General features: G+C 55.0%; 18 protein-coding genes. 9 read left to right on the forward strand and 9 right to left on the reverse strand.

The window, feature by feature from the left end:
• Nucleotides 1-95: 95 nt before the first annotated feature.
• From IM303_RS13190 to IM303_RS13200, 3 genes are read right to left on the reverse strand one after another with little or no spacing between them, the layout of a single operon-like run.
• Nucleotides 96-638 (reverse strand): acireductone dioxygenase, encoded by a 543-nt coding sequence (locus tag IM303_RS13190; protein WP_193360008.1) that lies wholly within the window; start codon nucleotides 636-638, stop codon nucleotides 96-98.
• Nucleotides 635-1,324: an acireductone synthase gene (gene mtnC / locus IM303_RS13195; protein WP_193360009.1), complete on the reverse strand. Its 690-nt coding sequence runs from the start codon at nucleotides 1,322-1,324 to the stop codon at nucleotides 635-637. Before mtnC ends, IM303_RS13190 begins: the two co-directional genes overlap by 4 nt.
• Complete coding sequence (locus IM303_RS13200) at nucleotides 1,321-1,935, reverse strand: methylthioribulose 1-phosphate dehydratase (protein ID WP_193360010.1); 615 nt, start codon at nucleotides 1,933-1,935, stop codon at nucleotides 1,321-1,323. Before IM303_RS13200 ends, mtnC begins: the two co-directional genes overlap by 4 nt.
• A gap of 123 nt (nucleotides 1,936-2,058) precedes the next feature.
• Between IM303_RS13200 and IM303_RS13205 the strand changes: the two genes are divergently transcribed.
• Nucleotides 2,059-3,219, forward strand: coding sequence for a pyridoxal phosphate-dependent aminotransferase (locus IM303_RS13205; RefSeq protein WP_193360011.1), 1,161 nt, complete (start codon nucleotides 2,059-2,061; stop codon nucleotides 3,217-3,219).
• On the opposite strand, the gene IM303_RS13210 is transcribed toward IM303_RS13205, so the two are convergent.
• From IM303_RS13210 to IM303_RS13220, 3 genes are all read right to left on the reverse strand, one after another.
• Nucleotides 3,220-3,846: a ParB/RepB/Spo0J family partition protein gene (locus IM303_RS13210; RefSeq protein ID WP_028012316.1), complete on the reverse strand. Its 627-nt coding sequence runs from the start codon at nucleotides 3,844-3,846 to the stop codon at nucleotides 3,220-3,222.
• Entirely contained in the window at nucleotides 3,831-5,054 is a 1,224-nt protein-coding gene (locus IM303_RS13215; RefSeq protein WP_047367717.1) for a phosphoadenosine phosphosulfate reductase, read from the reverse strand. Before IM303_RS13215 ends, IM303_RS13210 begins: the two co-directional genes overlap by 16 nt.
• 140 nt (nucleotides 5,055-5,194) lie before the next feature.
• A complete protein-coding gene (locus IM303_RS13220; protein WP_048999858.1) occupies nucleotides 5,195-6,100 on the reverse strand; it encodes a LysR substrate-binding domain-containing protein in 906 nt (301 codons plus the stop codon).
• Between the two features lie 618 nt (nucleotides 6,101-6,718).
• Between IM303_RS13220 and ahpC the strand changes: the two genes are divergently transcribed.
• The 6 genes from ahpC (at nucleotide 6,719) to IM303_RS13250 (ending at nucleotide 13,332) form a co-directional block, all read left to right on the forward strand.
• Nucleotides 6,719-7,282, forward strand: a complete 564-nt coding sequence (gene ahpC / locus IM303_RS13225) for an alkyl hydroperoxide reductase subunit C (RefSeq protein WP_008501015.1) — start codon at nucleotides 6,719-6,721, stop codon at nucleotides 7,280-7,282.
• Nucleotides 7,283-7,408: 126 nt separating this feature from the next.
• A complete protein-coding gene (ahpF, locus tag IM303_RS13230; protein WP_193360012.1) occupies nucleotides 7,409-8,974 on the forward strand; it encodes an alkyl hydroperoxide reductase subunit F in 1,566 nt (521 codons plus the stop codon).
• A 257-nt stretch (nucleotides 8,975-9,231) separates the two neighbouring features.
• Nucleotides 9,232-9,738, forward strand: a complete 507-nt coding sequence (locus IM303_RS13235) for a molecular chaperone (RefSeq protein ID WP_048999857.1) — start codon at nucleotides 9,232-9,234, stop codon at nucleotides 9,736-9,738.
• Nucleotides 9,735-12,011: a molybdopterin-dependent oxidoreductase gene (locus tag IM303_RS13240; RefSeq protein WP_193360013.1), complete on the forward strand. Its 2,277-nt coding sequence runs from the start codon at nucleotides 9,735-9,737 to the stop codon at nucleotides 12,009-12,011. Before IM303_RS13235 ends, IM303_RS13240 begins: the two co-directional genes overlap by 4 nt.
• Nucleotides 12,008-12,565, forward strand: coding sequence for a 4Fe-4S dicluster domain-containing protein (locus IM303_RS13245; protein ID WP_028012321.1), 558 nt, complete (start codon nucleotides 12,008-12,010; stop codon nucleotides 12,563-12,565). Before IM303_RS13240 ends, IM303_RS13245 begins: the two co-directional genes overlap by 4 nt.
• Nucleotides 12,565-13,332: a DmsC/YnfH family molybdoenzyme membrane anchor subunit gene (locus IM303_RS13250; protein ID WP_041910926.1), complete on the forward strand. Its 768-nt coding sequence runs from the start codon at nucleotides 12,565-12,567 to the stop codon at nucleotides 13,330-13,332. Before IM303_RS13245 ends, IM303_RS13250 begins: the two co-directional genes overlap by 1 nt.
• 39 nt (nucleotides 13,333-13,371) lie before the next feature.
• Here the strand turns inward: IM303_RS13250 and uspG are convergent, their stop codons facing one another.
• Entirely contained in the window at nucleotides 13,372-13,800 is a 429-nt protein-coding gene (gene uspG, locus IM303_RS13255; RefSeq protein ID WP_028012323.1) for a universal stress protein UspG, read from the reverse strand.
• Nucleotides 13,801-13,981: 181 nt separating this feature from the next.
• Here uspG and IM303_RS13260 point away from each other — a divergent pair, with 181 nt between their 5' ends.
• Nucleotides 13,982-15,220, forward strand: coding sequence for a zinc-dependent alcohol dehydrogenase (locus tag IM303_RS13260; RefSeq protein ID WP_028012324.1), 1,239 nt, complete (start codon nucleotides 13,982-13,984; stop codon nucleotides 15,218-15,220).
• 123 nt (nucleotides 15,221-15,343) lie between these two features.
• Here IM303_RS13260 and rnk read toward each other — a convergent pair whose 3' ends face one another.
• Nucleotides 15,344-15,754 carry a nucleoside diphosphate kinase regulator gene (gene rnk / locus IM303_RS13265; RefSeq protein WP_028012325.1) on the reverse strand — a complete coding sequence of 137 codons (411 nt, stop codon included), beginning with the start codon at nucleotides 15,752-15,754 and terminating at the stop codon, nucleotides 15,344-15,346.
• A 246-nt stretch (nucleotides 15,755-16,000) separates the two neighbouring features.
• Here rnk and IM303_RS13270 point away from each other — a divergent pair, with 246 nt between their 5' ends.
• Nucleotides 16,001-16,621, forward strand: a complete 621-nt coding sequence (locus IM303_RS13270) for a flavin reductase family protein (protein WP_048999853.1) — start codon at nucleotides 16,001-16,003, stop codon at nucleotides 16,619-16,621.
• On the opposite strand, the gene rna is transcribed toward IM303_RS13270, so the two are convergent.
• Nucleotides 16,615-17,424 (reverse strand): ribonuclease I, encoded by an 810-nt coding sequence (rna, locus tag IM303_RS13275; RefSeq protein WP_028012327.1) that lies wholly within the window; start codon nucleotides 17,422-17,424, stop codon nucleotides 16,615-16,617. The genes IM303_RS13270 and rna overlap by 7 nt on opposite strands.
• Between the last annotated feature and the right edge of the window lie 7 nt (nucleotides 17,425-17,431).

The following is a 17,431-nucleotide window of genomic DNA, read 5'->3' on the forward strand; positions in this document are numbered from 1 at the left end:
CATGGGTAAAGGATGTTAAAAAGTGTTCACCATGTCCCCGAACACCTGTCTACCATGTCCCCGGACTGTACACCCACAGGGAGAGAGAGAAAAGATCAGGCCAGGCGTGGATACGCATCCGCGATTGCATCGCCCGTAAACTGCGCCACCCATCCCTCCGGATTGTCGAAAATACGAATGGCCGTAAAGCTCGGCTCTGAGCCCATATCAAACCAGTGCGGCGTGCCCGCCGGCACGGAAATCAGGTCGTTTTTCTCGCACAGTACCTGGTACACCTCATCGCCAATGTGCAGGCAGAACAAGCCCGCGCCTTCCACGAAAAAACGCACTTCGTCTTCGCCGTGGGTGTGCTCGTTGAGAAACTTCGCGCGCAGCGCCTCTTTCTGCGGATTGTCGGCGCGCAGGCTGATCACGTCCCAGCTCTGGTAGCCTTTCTCTGCCACCAGCTTGTCGATCGCATGCTGATACGCCGCGATCACGGCTTCGGGCGCAGGATCCTGCCCTAAATCACGGTCTGCCGCCCAGCGCTCAAAGCGCACGCCTTTGGCGTTGAGCTGTTGGGCAATCTCGGCGGCGTCGGTGCTGTGCCACTGGTGCTGGCTGGCGTCTTTGTCGGAATAAATGGTCAATGCGCTCATGAAGGGATCTGCTCCGGGTTAATCTCGTCAAACTGGTGGACCTGATGGTGGTGGCTTGCGCCGTCATCATCGCCGCGAATCAGCTGCAGGGTACGAAAGCCTGCCCGTTCAGCCGCGTCCAGCTCCTGATGGATATCGGAGAGGAACAGGATCTGCGACGGGGCAATGCCCGTTTGCGCTGCAATGTTCTGATAAGACTGCACCTCGCGCTTGGCGCCGATGCGGGTGTCGAAGTAGCCGCTGAACAGATGAGTAATATCACCTTCGACGCTGTAGCCAAATAACAGTTTCTGCGCGGCAACGGAGCCAGAGGAATAAACATAGAGATCAATTCCTTGCGCCTTCCATTTTTCCAGCGCGGGGAGCACGTCCGGGTAGAGATGGCCGGTAAAGTCGCCGTTGACGTAGCCGTCGTGCCAGATGATCCCCTGCAGCGCTTTTAGCGCGGTCGATTTGCGGTCTTCATCCATAAAGGCAAACAGAGCATCGATAAGTTCGCCGACGCTGGCGTGTGGGTGAGCGATTTCTTCGCGCAGGTTGTCCAGAATGGATTTGACCGGCTCGGCGTACTGCTGAGCGGTTACGAAGGCCGCCAGCCGCTCACGCGCGTAGGGGAACAAAACGTCATGGACAAAACGGATATCGCTGGTGGTCCCTTCAATATCCGTCACAATCGCGCGAATCATACTCTCTCCAGTTGTCGTAAACGCATTTCGCATTCAAATAAGAATTCTAAACCTTCCAGATGACGGCGGGCTTCGGCCACGTCGCGTCCCCAGCAGGTTAAGCCATGGCCGCGCAGAAGAAAACCATAATTAAGCGGACGCTCTTGGGCGTAATGGGCGATGCGCGAGGCGAGGGCGTCGATGTCCTGGTCGTTATCAAACACCGGGATGGCGACGGTATCCAGATGGGTAGTCTGCCCGGTAAGCGATTTCTGCATCTCGAAACCGCTGATATTCAGTTCGGCTTCTTTGACCAGACGCGACAGCACCGTGGCGTTAACGGTATGAACGTGCAGGACAGCGTTAGCCTCCGGGAACAGGCGATAGATAAGGGTGTGCAGCCCGGTCTCCGCCGACGGTTTTCGACCGGACGGCGCGCGGTTGGTGGCGATCTCAACCTGTAGAAAATCTTCGGTGGTCAGGCTGCCTTTGTCCTTGCCGGATTCGCTGAGCCAGCAGAGGTGCTCGTCCTGACGCACCGACATATTACCGCCGGTGGCGGGTGCCCAGCCTTTGGCACCTATCCAGCGGCAGGCGTCGACCAGATGCGTGAGTTGCAGGTTGTCTGTCATTTTCCCTTTACCCTCTCGGACAGGAATATTCATATTGTTTAGACGTCTAAGCGTCTTGATTGCCAAAGACTAACATCGTGTTATAGTGGCAGCAACATAAGTATTACAAGCAGGCACAACACAATGAGCATTAATGCATTGATTCCGCAAAGTAAACTTCCCAATCTCGGTACCACCATCTTTACGCAGATGAGCGCCCTGGCGCAGCAGCACAATGCCATTAACCTCTCGCAGGGGTTCCCCGATTTCGATGGTCCGAAATATTTGCAGGAACGTCTGGCGCACCACGTGGCGCAGGGGGCGAATCAGTATGCGCCGATGACCGGCGTGCAGGCGCTGCGGGAAGCCATTGCCGACAAAACGGCGGCGCTTTATGGCTATCACCCCGATGCGAACAGCGAGATCACGGTGACGGCAGGGGCGACCGAAGCGCTGTACGCGGCCATCACCGCGCTGGTGCGCGCTGGGGATGAAGTTATTTGCTTTGACCCGAGCTACGACAGCTATGCGCCTGCGGTTGAACTCTCCGGTGGCGTGGTGAAGCGCATGGCCCTCCAGCCGCCGCACTTCCGTCCTGACTGGCAGGCGTTCGCCGCGCTGCTGAGTGATAAAACGCGTCTGGTGATCCTGAATACCCCGCACAACCCGTCGGCTACGGTGTGGCAAAAGGCCGATTTTGCCGCGCTGTGGCAGGCTATTGCCGAACGGGAAATTTACGTCCTGAGCGATGAAGTCTACGAGCACATCTGCTTTGCGGCGGAAGGGCACGCCAGCGTGCTGGCCCATCCGCAGCTTCGCGAGCGAGCGGTAGCGGTGTCGTCATTTGGAAAAACCTACCATATGACCGGCTGGAAGGTAGGGTACTGCGTGGCCCCGGCGGCCATCAGCGCGGAGCTGCGCAAGGTGCACCAGTACCTGACCTTTGCGGTCAACACGCCTGCCCAGCTGGCGCTGGCGGACATGCTGCGCAGCGAACCGCAGCACTATCGCGAGCTGCCGGATTTTTACCGCGCGCGTCGGGATCTGTTCGTGGCCGCGCTCGGCAAAAGCCGCCTGGAAATACTGCCCTGCGGAGGAACCTACTTCCTGCTGGCGGACTACAGCGCGATTTCCGATCTGGACGACGTCAGCTTTTGCCGGTGGCTGACGACGGAGGTGGGCGTGGCGGCTATTCCGCTGTCGGTGTTCTGCGCCGATCCCTTCCCGCATAAGCTGGTTCGTCTGTGCTTTGCGAAGCAGGAATCGACGCTGCTGGCGGCGGCGGAGCGTCTGGCGACGCTCTGACTATTTCACCGTCCAGGCTTCGGAATAGCGACGGTCTGCAAAAAGCTCCAGCAGGCCGTTGATCTGCTTCAGGCGCAGCACCTCGTCGCTGTCCATCCCCAGTTCCTTACCGATTTTCTCATCGTTCCAGCCAAGCTGGGCCAACTCCCGGACGATGTCGGACATGGCGTTGATCTGGTGGCGTCCCCGCGCGCGGTTGTGGCGGATGGTGGCGGCCATCCGGTCAAGCTTTTGCTGGCGATCTTTGCGCAGGCAGGTGACGGGCAAATAGCCCCGAAGCTGGCGCTTCAGCGCGGCCCTGCTTTTACCGATTTCGTGACGATGGAAGCCGTCGACAATTTCGTAATGCGCCGGCTCGCTTTCCGTCACCACGATGGGCTGCGTAAACCCGTCGAGCTCGAGCGATTGACTCAGCAGACGCTTTTCCGGCGGCGCCACGTTATTTGGGTTGTAGTCGTTGGCAACGATAGCGTCCTGCTTTATCCACAGCACGCAGTCGACGGGCTGGTCGCTGAAGGGGCTGAGATGATGCATGGCCTGGCGAAAAGCATTGATGGCATCTATACGTTGCTCGTCGGTGAGCGTCTGCAAATAGGTTTCCAGTTCGGTAATCAGTCGTTGCTGCATAAGATCCCCCACTCATTGCGTTTTGATTTCATCCGTTCGCTATAGCGCTGATAGTGCTTTGGTTTGTTCGGGCTAAAGGAGAGGGCCCGACACCAGTAATCGTTGTTGAGCAGAACCTTGCATATTCGCCGCCAGGACGGAATATCCTTTGAGCCGATATCACCCTCCTGCGTATCGGGAAGATCGGACATCCCGCGCTTCTGATACCAGTGCAGGTACACCGCGACTTTATTGCGATAATGTTCAGCCGTCTGTTGCGGCATGCTGTCGAGGAGCAGCATGGCGTACTCTTGCCAGCTGAGGTGGTCGGGCTTGAGGATCTTTCTGTGACCGTAGAAGTGGTTGTCGTGCCCCGCGTAAATCCCGCCGCTGCGCACACCGCTAACGCGTGCGCACATGGCGGCCCAGCGTTCAGGTTCAACGACATGATAGAGCCATAAGCCCTGTCGCTGCTCCGGGCCAAAGGGTTCACAGATGCGCATGTAGCGCGGCGGCACGCCGGCCTGGTACATCAGATTGTAGAGGGGGTTATAGGCGCAGCCCGTTTTGGCAAACCAGGTCCAGATGTCGGCGGTTTTCCAGTCGTAGAGAGGATAGATATACCAGGCATGACCGCCGGGCGCGACGGTCGTCCAGGGTTTGTCGTCGGAAAAGCGCTGCTTGCGCGCGCAGGCGATTGCCAGGAAGCGGTTATAGGATTCGTCGGCGCGGATGCCCACCATCACTGCGGCGGGGCGCCTTCGCGCATACCATTCGGCAAAGTCCCTGACGAAGGCCTCGAAGGTCATCCCCTGCTGATAAAAATCAAAATAACACGTACTGGTGATGGCATCAGGCGGAGGCTGTCTGACCCAACTTATGCCGGGTTCCCAGCACTGCCATTCCGGCTGGTACTGAGAGAGGGCATTTTGCGTGGTGATTGGCAGCGCCACCCACCAGAACTGATTGATGACGTCACGATACTGGGTCCTCATGTTCTCAATATGCTCAATGGTGCAGGAGAACTGTGCTTCCCAGTCCAGAAAGAGGACATCTATTTTTCTGTTCAGCTGCCGCGCCCGCTGCGCAGCAAGATGAAGCATCACCGTTGAATCTTTTCCGCCAGAAAAAGAGACGCACACGCGGGTAAAATTTTGCAGCGTCCAGTTTATGCGTTCTGAAGCAGCCTCCAGAACGTTTTCCTGAAGAGGGTATTTATAGATAGACATGATGAGTCGCATCCTGCGTATGGAATATCGTTAATGCTATTAAACTGCCATCATGTTATTATATGTTCTCATTCTCAACTAATTATTTTACGCCTTCACTTTATTCTTGCTGGGAATACCTTCGCGATGACGCGTCCATTCTATTGAGCCAGCTTATGCATTTTTTCAATAAAGCTGGCGAATACGCTGCTGTTTAACGACGCGCGGTTGTAGACCATATAGATGTCCACTTCAGGTAATTTAAAGGGAGTGTTAACGATTTTTAATTTTAAGGCCGCTTTATAGGTTTCAAAAATGGACACAGGAATATAACCAACTAAATCAGACATGGCGATCATGGAGAGAAGCGAACTGAGGGAGTCTGACCGAAACGCGATGTTTCTTTCCGGGAACGCCTCGTTGACTTCAGCCTGACGCTCCTTCACGCCACTGTTGGTGCTTTGATACATCGTGAACTTTTCCTGGTACAACTCCTCGACGGAGACTTCTGTACCTATTCTGGGATGGTCTTCGCGGCAGATCATGACTGTGGGAATTGTGGTGAAATGCGAGCAGACAACGGAGCGATTATTAACGGGCGCCACGGTAAAAATGAGATCGGCTTTACGGTAGGCCAGTAAATCCTCTGCTGACTCCGCAGAAACAAGCATATCACGTTGTTCTACTGAGCAATTTTCCTGATTCATCAACAACTGAATAGGGTTGAGAAGGTAGCCTGGCGTCACCATCTGAGAACAATAAATGACAAAGTTTTTATTGATATCGGTGCTATGCATCAGGTTGATGGTCTGCTCAATCTGATTGAGGTTTTGCTCAAGATGCAGGTGCAGGTTAGTCCCGACGGTCGTGGGGGAGATCCCCTTGCCGGAACGGATAAACAGCGGATCGTTAAGCTGGCCACGCAGGCGTTGCAAAGACTGACTGACGGCTGAAGGGGTAATGTAAAGCGTTTCAGCGGCCTTGCTGATGCTAAGATGTTGATAGATACACTCAAAAATGACCAGTAAATTAAGGTCGAATTTTTTAAGGTCATAAAGATTTGCCATGTGTCATCCTGTTTGCCGTGAGTCTGTTGTTAACATATTGATGATAACTATAGATTAAAGCTAACCATTTACAATCCTTGTGGTTAACTAACTTAAAGTGTTATTTAAGTTATCTTAATATATCACGCCATCGGATTATTGAAATAGAATTACATGTGAGATTAAGATAATTTTATCTTTGAATGGGCTGGGTTTAATTTAATAAATGTTGACATTTATATATTGCCGTAAATTGATTACGTAAAGTTAATTTACGAGCGTAATGTATTTCTCTCAGTCAAAACCTATCACAGCCATAGGCAGGAACGCGCTTTTGATGGATTGCTCTCGATGGGTGCTGGTGGTGTAATCAACTTGCTGTTACGACCTTGATACAAGGTATGTAGAGCGCAACGCAACGCCAGCCTCGGCTGGCACTGAATGTACCTGCGGGCATTCAGGTATCAGGGCCGCCCGTTGAGGCGGCCTTTATACTTTCTGGAGTACCGCAGCAGGTTCACCTTGCTGTCTTGTTGAAGTTGTAAGGTTTGGCTGATTGATTTGATAAAGCATACGCATTAGCCCCGATGAGCAAAGTTGGTTACCTTAGCTCTCAACGAAAACACGGAGGAAGTACAGATGTCTTTGATTAACACTAAAATTAAACCTTTCAAAAACCAGGCGTTCAAAAACGGTGAGTTCATTGAAGTAACCGAGAAAGATACCGAAGGTCGCTGGAGCGTCTTCTTCTTCTATCCGGCTGACTTCACCTTCGTTTGCCCGACCGAACTGGGTGACGTAGCTGACCATTACGACGAACTGCAGAAGCTGGGCGTAGACGTTTACTCTGTCTCTACCGATACCCACTTCACCCACAAAGCGTGGCACAGCAGCTCTGAAACCATCGCGAAAATCAAATACGCGATGATCGGCGACCCGACTGGCGCCCTGACCCGTAACTTCGACAACATGCGTGAAGATGAAGGCCTGGCCGACCGTGCAACCTTCGTGGTTGACCCGCAGGGCATTATCCAGGCTATCGAAGTTACCGCTGAAGGTATCGGCCGTGATGCTTCTGACCTGCTGCGTAAAGTGAAAGCGGCTCAGTACGTGGCTTCTCACCCAGGTGAAGTGTGCCCGGCTAAATGGAAAGAAGGCGAAGCGACCCTGGCTCCATCCCTGGACCTGGTCGGTAAAATCTAAGTTTTCACCATCCGGCAATCAATGGGCGCCCCCGCGCCCATTTCATTCCAGCACCATGATGCAAGTTGCATTCAGGCCGCCCGCAAAGGCAGCTTGCATGATGACGTCTTAAGAGAGGGGAGAACTATGCTCGACACCAATATGAAAACCCAGCTCAAGGCCTACCTTGAGAAACTGACTAAACCCGTTGAGCTGATTGCCACGCTGGACGACAGCGCGAAATCGGCAGAAATCAAAGAGCTGCTGGCGGAGATCGCTGAACTGTCTCCGAAAGTGACCTTCAAAGAAGACAATTCGCTTGCGGTTCGTAAACCCTCTTTCCTGATTACTAACCCGGGCTCGGACAAGGGACCGCGTTTTGCCGGCTCTCCGCTGGGGCATGAATTTACCTCACTGGTGCTGGCGCTGCTGTGGACCGGCGGTCATCCGTCAAAAGAAGCGCAGGCGCTGCTGGAGCAGATCCGCGATATCGACGGCGATTTTGAGTTTGAAACCTATTATTCGCTCTCCTGCCACAACTGCCCGGACGTGGTGCAGGCGCTGAACCTGATGTCGGTCCTTAACCCGCGCATCAAGCATACGGCCATTGACGGCGGTACGTTCCAGAATGAAATCACCGATCGCAACGTGATGGGTGTTCCGGCGGTGTATCTGAACGGTCAGGAGTTCGGCCAGGGCCGCATGACGCTGACGGAAATCGTCGCGAAAGTGGATACCGGCGCGGAAAAACGCGCGGCGGAAGAACTGAACAAACGCGATGCGTACGATGTGCTGATTGTCGGTTCCGGCCCTGCGGGCGCGGCGGCAGCGGTTTACTCTGCACGTAAAGGTATTCGTACCGGTCTTATGGGCGAACGCTTTGGCGGACAGGTGCTGGATACCGTGGATATTGAAAACTACATTTCCGTACCAAAAACCGAAGGTCAGAAGCTGGCCGGTGCGCTGAAGGCTCATGTCAGCGATTACGAGGTAGATGTGATCGACAGCCAGAGCGCCAGCAAGCTGATTCCGGCGGCGGTGGAAGGGGGCTTACACCAGATTGAAACCGCCTCTGGCGCGGTGCTGAAAGCTCGCAGCGTGATCGTTGCTACCGGGGCAAAATGGCGCAACATGAACGTGCCGGGCGAAGATCAATACCGTACCAAAGGCGTGACCTATTGCCCGCACTGTGACGGCCCGCTGTTTAAAGGCAAACGGGTGGCGGTGATCGGCGGCGGTAACTCCGGCGTGGAAGCGGCTATCGACCTGGCGGGGATTGTTGAACACGTGACGCTGCTGGAGTTCGCGCCTGAGATGAAGGCCGACCAGGTGCTGCAGGATAAAGTTCACAGCCTGAAAAACGTCGACATCGTGCTGAACGCGCAGACCACAGAAGTGAAGGGCGACGGCAGCAAAGTGACCGGTCTGGAGTACCGTGACCGCGTAAGCGGCGACGTTCATAGCGTTCAGCTTTCGGGGATCTTCGTGCAAATTGGCCTGCTGCCGAACACCACCTGGCTTGAAGGCGCGATTGAGCGCAACCGCATGGGCGAGATTATCATCGATGCGAAATGTGAAACCAGCGTGAAGGGCGTGTTTGCCGCGGGCGACTGCACCACCGTGCCGTACAAGCAGATCATCATCGCGACTGGCGAAGGTGCAAAAGCGTCCCTGAGCGCGTTTGACTACCTGATCCGCACCAAAACCGCATAATAAAAGAAAGTAAGACATACCTGCAGTAGCCACCTCTTTATGAGGTGGCTTTTTTTTAGATTTTTTTACCCTCAATTATCCTCGTTATTAACCCCCTCATGCGTTAATTACCTGCTTCGATCAAAGAAAATAATAAGCCTGCTGATAATATCTTGTCGTTTTTATAGCGATAAATATTTATATTTAATATGAATGGCAAAGATACATCTACTTCTTCAATATATGAGACGTTAACCCCATTTGAAATAAAGGGATTGATGTTTCGTGATTTCTTTAACGCGGCGGACATGGCATCGCGATGCGCCTCGTTACATCCTTTATTCCCGGAAAGTGAAACCTGGCAGCAGGATGAGGCGTTAGAGGTTGAGTATGATTTCAACGCCCTGTTTGTCGGCCCTGCAACGCTATTGGCGCCGCCTTATGCCTCGGTGTATCTGGACGAAGAGCCTCTGCTGATGGGCGCTACAACGCTGAGCGTACGCGAATTTCTGCGCAGCATCGGGCTTTTTGTGACCGGGGAAAATAGCGTTCCCGACGATCACGTCAGCTATGAAATGGAGCTGGTGGTGATGCTCTCCGCGCATGCCAGACATTCGCCGCAATATCATGACGCACTCGCCCGCTTTGTGCAGGGGCATCTTGAATTATGGCTCCCCGCATTTATTGCAAAAATAAAGGATTGCGCGAAAACAACCGCAATTAAATGTCTCGCGTTGCAGATGACTAATTGGTTTGATGAATTAAAGACGAGAGTAATATTATGAGTATTGATAAAGGGCAGCTAAACCGGCGCTCCTTTTTAAAAGGACTGATTGCGCTGGGTACCGTTGCCGCATTACCCGGCGGACTATTATCATCCCGATGTGCCATGGCACAGCCCCCCATTCCGTTTAACCCAAAAACCTACAAAATTTTCCGTAACGCTTGCCCGCGTAACTGCTACGACACCTGCAGCTTAAAAACCTGGGTCAAAGATGACGTCATCACCTTCGTTGACGGGGCAAGCGAGTCCACGTTTACACACGGTGCCCCGTGTGTGAAAGGGCTGACCTACCCGCGCCGGGTCTACTCCCCGGACCGTATTAAATACCCGATGATCCAGGATGGGCGCGGCAGCGGTAAATGGCGTCGCATCTCCTGGGATGAGGCCATGCAGCGCATTGCCAGCAAGATGCTGGAGATTAAAAAGAAAGACGGGTCTATGCTCGGCCTGGCGCTGTCGAAATACTCCGGCAACCTGGGCGTGATGAGTTATGCCGTGGAGGGGATGATGTCTTCTCTCGGTTACACCACGCGGTTCGCCGGTACGCCATGCTGGCCAGCAGGTATCGATGCTCAGCACTATGACATGGGCGACATGTGGTGTAACGACCCGGAAGATCTGGTGAAAGCCAAATACATCATTATCTGGGGCGCAAACCCGGCCTGGTGCTCCATGCATACCATGAAGTACATCTATCAGGCGCGTGAGAAAGGGGCGAAAGTGGTGGTCATTGATCCGCTGTTCTCGCAAACCGCCGCGAAAGCCGATTTGTATCTGCGCGTGCGCCCGGGATCGGACGGCGCATTGGCGCTGGGAATGGCGCGGCACCTGCTGGATATTGGCCGCGTCGACCAGGAGTTTGTGAACAACTTCGCGCACGGCTTCCCGGAATTTGAACAGTATCTGCGCAGCAATATTACCGTGGAGTGGGCATCTGAAATCTGTGGCCTGTCGGCAGAGGTGATTCGCCAACTGGCGGAAGAGTTCACCGCGGTAAAACCTGCCACCGTCTGGATCGGCTACGGAATGCAGCGCCACGTCAACGGTGGGGCGAACGTGCGCGCCATTGACGCTTTTGTTGCCATGACAGGCAACATCGGTGTGGAAGGCGGCGGTGCCCGCTACGGCCATCTGCAGACCTGGGGCTACAACTATCATGCGATGACGCAGAAGCCACCGGTCGGATCTGTTGGCATGGTGGGAGAAAGCGGTCCGGTAGGGGAGTTCGTCAGCGACAGCGGCGAAAAGAGCCACTATTCCGACCGCGCGCTGAACCTGAACCAGACCGCGCAGAGCATTCTAGATGCCAACGATCCGCCCATTCGTATGCTGTGGGTGGCGTGCAAGAACCCGTTCGCGCAGGACTTTGACCGCAACAAAATGGAAAAAGCCTTCAGCAAGCTGGAGATGGTGGTCTGCGTCGATCAGTTCTTCAACGAGACGGTGCAGCATGCCGATATTGTGCTGCCGGTGACCACCACCTTTGAGCACTGGAACCTGTCGTCGTCTTACTGGCATTACTGGCTTTCGGTGAATGAACCGGCCATTAAACCGATGTACGAGTGCAAGAGCGATTTGGATATTGCCGTGCTGCTCTCGCGTACCATCAACAAAATGGAGCCGGGCTCCTGTACCTTCCCGCAGGACATTGACCAGAAAAAATGGCTCGACCTTGAGTTCAATGAGGGCATGGCGAAGCAGTTCGGCATCCGCTCCTGGGACGATCTGCTGGATGGTCCGGTGAAAGCCAAAATGGTCAGCTCGGCGGCCTGGCACGACCGCAAGTTTAAAACGCCATCGGGCAAGTATGAGTTCCTCTCCGAGCTGTGTGAAAAGAACGGCCATAAAGCGCTGCCGGAGTATCTGCCTGCCGCGGAGGGCAAGCTGCCGTTCCATCTGTTTACTCCGCATTTGCAGTACGGCCTCCACTCTCAGTTCGTCAACCTCGACTGGATGCAGGTCTTCTGGCCGGAGCCGTTTGTCTATATCCACCCAGCCGCCGCGCACAAGAAGGGTATTCGCGAGCTGGCGAAAGTCCGCGTGTTTAACGACGTGGGCGAAGTGGAGCTGCGGGCGAAGATCACCACCAACGTGCCGGAAGATTTCGTGGTGATGTATGAGTCCTGGTTTAACAAGCTTAAGTACAACGTGCAGAACGTCGTGAAAGATACGCCAGCCGATATGGGCAAGATGGCAACCGGCGCGCCTGGCGCGGCGATCCACAGCCAGTTTGTCGACATTGCCCTTATCGCGAATGAAGGAGCAGACGCATGAGACGCGCATTTTTAGTGAACAGTGATAAATGTATTGGCTGCCGCGGATGCGCCATGGCCTGCAAGAGCTTTAACCAGCTTGAGCCGGATCGCTTCTGGCGCTATGTCTATCCGCTGGATAAAGAAATTTATCCGCATGAGGAGCGTGCGTTTTTCTCGCTGGCCTGTAACCACTGTGAAAACCCGGCCTGTCTGGCGGCATGCCCGGTGGAAGCCTACACCAAGCGTGATGACGGCGTGGTGGTCCATAACCCTGAACGCTGTATCGGCTGTAAAAACTGCATCCGTAACTGCCCGTACGGCGCGCCACGCTTCAATGAAGAGACGCAAAAGGCGGAGAAGTGCAGCATGTGCTATGAACGTCTCGATATCGGTATGGCCCCGGCCTGCGTGAACGCGTGTCCGGTCGGTGCCTTGTCGATTATCGATCTGGATGCCGATCCGCTGCCGAACAATGCCGTGCAGTATCCGCCGGGCTTCCCGAAGATGCCTCAGCTTAATCCGGGTACGCGCTTCATTCTGGCCCGTCAGCCAAAACAGCCGGGGGATAAATAATGGAAAAGTATGAATTACCGCTCGTTATCTTTACCGTGCTAAGCCAGATGTCCGTCGGGATGACGCTGCTCCTGACCTGGCGCACGCTCCGTGGTGAAGTGCATGGCACCCGCCTTCACTGGCTGATTACCGGGCTGATTCTGGGCGTTGCCTCCATTGCCGCGGTGCTGCATCTGGCGCACCCGGAACACGCATACAACGCGTTGATTAACCTGAAACATGCCTGGCTGAGCCGCGAAATTCTGGGCGCGACCCTGTACGGCGCCATGATTGGGCTGGCCTTCCTGAGTAAGGGAAACAAAGGCGCAGCGCTGCTGGCGTCCCTGTTCGGGATCCTGCTGGTGGTGGTGCAGGGAATGACCTACGCGGCACCGGCGATGCAGGCCATTGCCAACGGCATCACCATGATGTTGTTCTTTGCGACGGTCTGGGTGATGGGCTGTGCCGCAACGCCGCTGCTCGGGCTGAAAGGATCAAACGCCGCGCTGCGCCAGGGGATTATCGCCCTGATGGCGCTGCTGATTGCCGCGCCGGTGATGTGGCTCAGCGGCGGTACCATCATGAAAATGACCGCTCACGCCTGGTTAAGCTCGCCGCTCTATCTGGGCAGCCTGCTGTGCTGCGTTGTGGGTGGCGCGTTATCGCTGAAGCGCCAGCCGATGCAGAAAGCGGTGTTTGCGCTCCTGCTGGTGGGCGTGGTACTCAGCCGCCTGACCTTCTTCGGCGATACCGTCAGCACCATCGTCAATATTGGTCACCTGTACTGATAAACAAAACCCCGCGAAAGCGGGGTTTTTTGTTGGTATTTACCGGACCACCATCACCGGAATATGGGTGTGGCGGATCACGCTGGAGGCGTTCGACCCCAGCAGGTGAGTGGTAATGGAGGGATTACGTGAACCGATCACCACCACGTCTGCATTCAGCTCCGCGGCCAGTTCATTGACGGCATCGCGCACGCTACCGAACCGGACGTGGGTTTTGATGCGGGAAGGGTCGATGCTGAAATGCCCGACCATGGTCTGCAGCCGCGTTTCGGCTTCGTGCTGTAAGTGCTCCTCAAAGCGACGCACGTCGGCGGCAAAGCGGTGCAGGCTCAGGCTGGCAGAGCCCGGTAAGACGTGTAAAAGATGAATAATTCCGTCCTGCTGCGCGAGGAATTCCGCGTGGCGAACAGCTTTGTCGCTCAGTTCCATTTCGAAAACATCAACCGGCATAATGATTGTCTTATACATAACCGTTTCTCCTTGTTTATAAACGCTGGATACATTCAACCACAAAATATGAATGGTTTCTGTAAGCGCTTCGGCACTTTTCCTCTCTCGCCAGGATAAATCTCAAAAGGCGCGTATTTCCCGGCAGACTTTCAGGGGTAGCTACCCTTTATAAACTTACCTGAAACCTTTCGGAGGTCGCATGAAAGCACTCACGTACCACGGTCCGCACCATGTTCGCGTTGAGAATGTCCCCGATCCCATCATTGAACAGCCCGACGATATCATCCTGCGCGTCACGGCCACGGCGATTTGCGGCTCCGACCTGCATCTCTATCGTGGAAAGATCCCAAAGGTGCAGCACGGCGACATTTTTGGACATGAATTTATGGGCGAGATCGTCGAGTGCGGTCGAGAGGTGAAGGACCTGCAAAAAGGCGATCGCGTGGTGATCCCCTTTGTCATCGCCTGCGGTGACTGCTTCTTTTGCCGTCTGCAGCAGTACGCTGCCTGTGAGAATACCAATGCCGGGCAGGGCGCTGCGCTGAACAAAAAGCAAATTCCCGCGCCGGCAGCGCTGTTTGGCTATAGCCATCTCTACGGCGGCGTGCCGGGAGGACAGGCGGAATATGTGCGCGTGCCGAAAGGCAACGTCGGACCGTTTAAGGTGCCGCAGCTGCTCTCCGATGATAAGGCCCTGTTTCTTTCTGATATTTTACCCACCGCCTGGCAGGCGGCAAAAAATGCGCAGATTGAAAAAGGCTCCAGCGTCGCCGTTTTCGGTGCCGGTCCGGTGGGGTTGTTGACGATTGCCTGCGCACGGCTGTTAGGGGCTGAGCAGATCTTTGTTATCGACCATCACCCCTATCGGCTGCGGTTTGCCGAGGCGCGCTACGGTGCTATCCCCATCAATTTTGATGATGATAACGACGCGGCGGAAAAGATAATCGAGCAAACCGCCGGGCAGCGGGGTGTCGATGCCGTCATTGATGCCGTCGGGTTCGAAGCCAAGGGCAGCACCACGGAGACGATCCTCAGCAACCTTAAAATTGAGGGCAGCAGCGGCAAAGCGCTGCGTCAGTGTATCGCTGCCGTCCGGCGCGGCGGGGTGGTCAGCGTACCCGGCGTGTATGCCGGGTTTATTCATGGCTTCCTGTTTGGGGATGCCTTCGATAAAGGGCTGACGTTTAAGATGGGCCAGACGCACGTCCACGCCTGGCTGGGCGAACTGTTACCGCTGATCGAAAAAGGGCTGCTGACGCCAGAAGAGATTGTGACGCATTATCTCCCCCTGGCGGATGCGGAACGTGCCTATAAGATTTTCGAAAAACGGGAGGAGGAGTGCCGGAAGGTGATTCTGGTGCCCGGCGCGGAAACGCCTGAGGCCGCTGAGCAAAAAGTGAAGGGCCTGGTAAATGCGTTCCCGGGCGGCGTGGTGTGAGGTCACTCGCCGGTGGCGCTCAAGGTACTGTCCTGCGATGTAGCGCAATCGGGTGAAGATGTTCGGAAAGAGGATGCAGGCGCATCCTCTGTGCAACGCGGGTCGCGTTTGTTCAGAATGACATTAACGCAGGTAATCGCCCGCGGCTTCTGGCTGGTAGAGCAGCTCCAGCACTTCCAGATGGGTGGAGGCACCGCCCGGCAAGTCCCAGTGGATGGTATCGCCCGTGCGCAGCCCCAGCAGTGCGGCCCCCACCGGCGCAAGAACCGAAAGCTGTGCGCTGCTGTCGGTCATCTGGGCCGGGTAAACCAGCGTGCGTGTCAGCTCTTCACCGGTGGTCAGATTGCGGAATTTCACCTGGCTGTTCATGGTGACCACGTTATGCGGCATCGTCTCAGGCGTGCACATCTGCGCCCGGTCGAGTTCCTCATTCAGGGCATCGGCCACCGGAAGTGAGGCGAATTCTGCTTTTTCCAGCAGCCTGTCGATACGTTCTGCGTCGAGCTCGTTGATGATGATTGTAGGTCTGGACATTTTTTACTCCATGTCGTTAATGCTGCGTCTAACGCAGAAACCAATCCAAAAGAAAACCCTCGCCGTCTGGCAGCGAGGGTTTAACTCTCCCGATGATACTGGCTGAACGCGCAAGTTTGAAGTGATGAAGGTCACATTCATGTGCCATATGAATTTTCACTGAAATTTATTCAGTCTTCATTCCTGGCGGATTGCGTTACGCTGTATGTTCTGAACCCGGGCGTTACCCATCAACGAGAGAGAATTATGTACTTCTACCAACCGTCTCAGGGGCATGGCCTGCCGCATGACCCGCTGAACGCCATTATCGGCCCCCGGCCGATTGGCTGGATCTCCTCTTGCGACCAGGCCGGTCAGCTCAACCTTGCGCCGTATAGCTTCTTCAACTGCTTTAACTATCGCCCGCCGATCATTGGCTTTTCAAGCAACGGCTGGAAGGACAGCGTGCGTAATATTGTTGAAACAAAGGAGTTTGTCTGGAATCTGGCAACGCGCGATCTTGCGGAAGCGATGAATCAGACCTCTGCCATGCTGCCTCACGACCAGGACGAATTTACCTTTTCCGGATTAACGCCTGCGGCAAGCCAGCTGGTGAGCGCCCCCCGCGTGGCGGAAAGCCCGGTCAACTTTGAGTGCCGCCTGTCTCAGTGCATTCAGCTTACCGGCGCCGACGGTACGCCGGTGGATACCTGGCTGGTGCTGGGAGAAGTGGTCGGGATCCATATTGCCGAAACGCTGCTGGAAGAGGGGATATACCAGACGTCGAAAGCGCAGCCCATCCTGCGTGCGGGTGGGCCGACGGCTTACTATGGCATCAGTGATGAACACCGGTTTGACATGGTGCGACCGGTGGTGGGCGATCAGTAACCGGCCTTATCAATGACAAATTGTTTTCCGCAGTTGCCTGGATGCGGCTGCGGAGCAAAGGATGTCGCAGAAAGCGGGGCGTTAATGGTGTCTGCTTTGAGTGAAATTTGCATCTCGGTCAGATAGGCCGGATTACCGTTGCAGGTCAGCTTGAAGGCTTTGATATTTTCCTTGCCCCAGGTTTTGGCAACGGCGTTGTCAAAATCACTCCGGCTGACGGTTTTACCGTAATTTTCCGCAAGGAAATGACCGACGGCGCTGTTTTTCATTTCCTGATTCATTCTCACCATGGTGCCGAAATAGGCATCGGGATCAAAACCAAAGCAGACGCCATGTTTGGCATATTCGTAACGTTCCAGACAGGAGTTTCCACCCGCGCCCGGCATGACCTCGTTCAGCTTAGCCGCGCCGGAAAGCGACAGCCCGGTTTCGGCTGCTGCGCATTTGCGGCTGGCCTTCACTTCCGGCATGTTCGGGATAGGGCGCGTGGCGCAGCCAAATCGCATCCATCGACGTTCATCCACGCCGCGTGCGGCAATGGATTTCGGCAGGCCGGGCCATAGCCCGTGAACGGTCAGAAAATCGGTTTTATTGTCGCGCTCTTTTTGCAGACGACATTCATCCGGTTCATTGCGGTTACGCTCGACCATGCTTTGACAAAATCCCGTTTGCCAGGACAAAGCCAGCACATAGCGATCGAAATCGCCGTACTGCGTGGCCTTGAGGGGTTCGGCCTGTGCTGAGAAGAGACTGAGTGCAAGCGCTACTGCGCCAGACGGGATAACGATATCCTTCCTGAACATGTGATTT

This window comes from Enterobacter cloacae complex sp. P38RS (assembly GCF_014930775.1).
GTDB classification, from domain to species: domain Bacteria; phylum Pseudomonadota; class Gammaproteobacteria; order Enterobacterales; family Enterobacteriaceae; genus Enterobacter; species Enterobacter bugandensis.

Excerpts from the sequence above, each read along its gene's own strand:
- IM303_RS13190 (WP_193360008.1), bottom strand. The coding sequence starts at position 638 with ATGAGCGCATTGACCATTTATTCCGACAAAGACGCCAGCCAGCACCAG.
- mtnC (WP_193360009.1), bottom strand. The coding sequence starts at position 1,324 with ATGATTCGCGCGATTGTGACGGATATTGAAGGGACCACCAGCGATATC.
- IM303_RS13200 (WP_193360010.1), bottom strand. The coding sequence starts at position 1,935 with ATGACAGACAACCTGCAACTCACGCATCTGGTCGACGCCTGCCGCTGG.
- IM303_RS13205 (WP_193360011.1), top strand. The coding sequence starts at position 2,059 with ATGAGCATTAATGCATTGATTCCGCAAAGTAAACTTCCCAATCTCGGT.
- IM303_RS13210 (WP_028012316.1), bottom strand. The coding sequence starts at position 3,846 with ATGCAGCAACGACTGATTACCGAACTGGAAACCTATTTGCAGACGCTC.
- IM303_RS13215 (WP_047367717.1), bottom strand. The coding sequence starts at position 5,054 with ATGTCTATCTATAAATACCCTCTTCAGGAAAACGTTCTGGAGGCTGCT.
- IM303_RS13220 (WP_048999858.1), bottom strand. The coding sequence starts at position 6,100 with ATGGCAAATCTTTATGACCTTAAAAAATTCGACCTTAATTTACTGGTC.
- ahpC (WP_008501015.1), top strand. The coding sequence starts at position 6,719 with ATGTCTTTGATTAACACTAAAATTAAACCTTTCAAAAACCAGGCGTTC.
- ahpF (WP_193360012.1), top strand. The coding sequence starts at position 7,409 with ATGCTCGACACCAATATGAAAACCCAGCTCAAGGCCTACCTTGAGAAA.
- IM303_RS13235 (WP_048999857.1), top strand. The coding sequence starts at position 9,232 with ATGTTTCGTGATTTCTTTAACGCGGCGGACATGGCATCGCGATGCGCC.
- IM303_RS13240 (WP_193360013.1), top strand. The coding sequence starts at position 9,735 with ATGAGTATTGATAAAGGGCAGCTAAACCGGCGCTCCTTTTTAAAAGGA.
- IM303_RS13245 (WP_028012321.1), top strand. The coding sequence starts at position 12,008 with ATGAGACGCGCATTTTTAGTGAACAGTGATAAATGTATTGGCTGCCGC.
- IM303_RS13250 (WP_041910926.1), top strand. The coding sequence starts at position 12,565 with ATGGAAAAGTATGAATTACCGCTCGTTATCTTTACCGTGCTAAGCCAG.
- uspG (WP_028012323.1), bottom strand. The coding sequence starts at position 13,800 with ATGTATAAGACAATCATTATGCCGGTTGATGTTTTCGAAATGGAACTG.
- IM303_RS13260 (WP_028012324.1), top strand. The coding sequence starts at position 13,982 with ATGAAAGCACTCACGTACCACGGTCCGCACCATGTTCGCGTTGAGAAT.
- rnk (WP_028012325.1), bottom strand. The coding sequence starts at position 15,754 with ATGTCCAGACCTACAATCATCATCAACGAGCTCGACGCAGAACGTATC.
- IM303_RS13270 (WP_048999853.1), top strand. The coding sequence starts at position 16,001 with ATGTACTTCTACCAACCGTCTCAGGGGCATGGCCTGCCGCATGACCCG.
- rna (WP_028012327.1), bottom strand. The coding sequence starts at position 17,424 with ATGTTCAGGAAGGATATCGTTATCCCGTCTGGCGCAGTAGCGCTTGCA.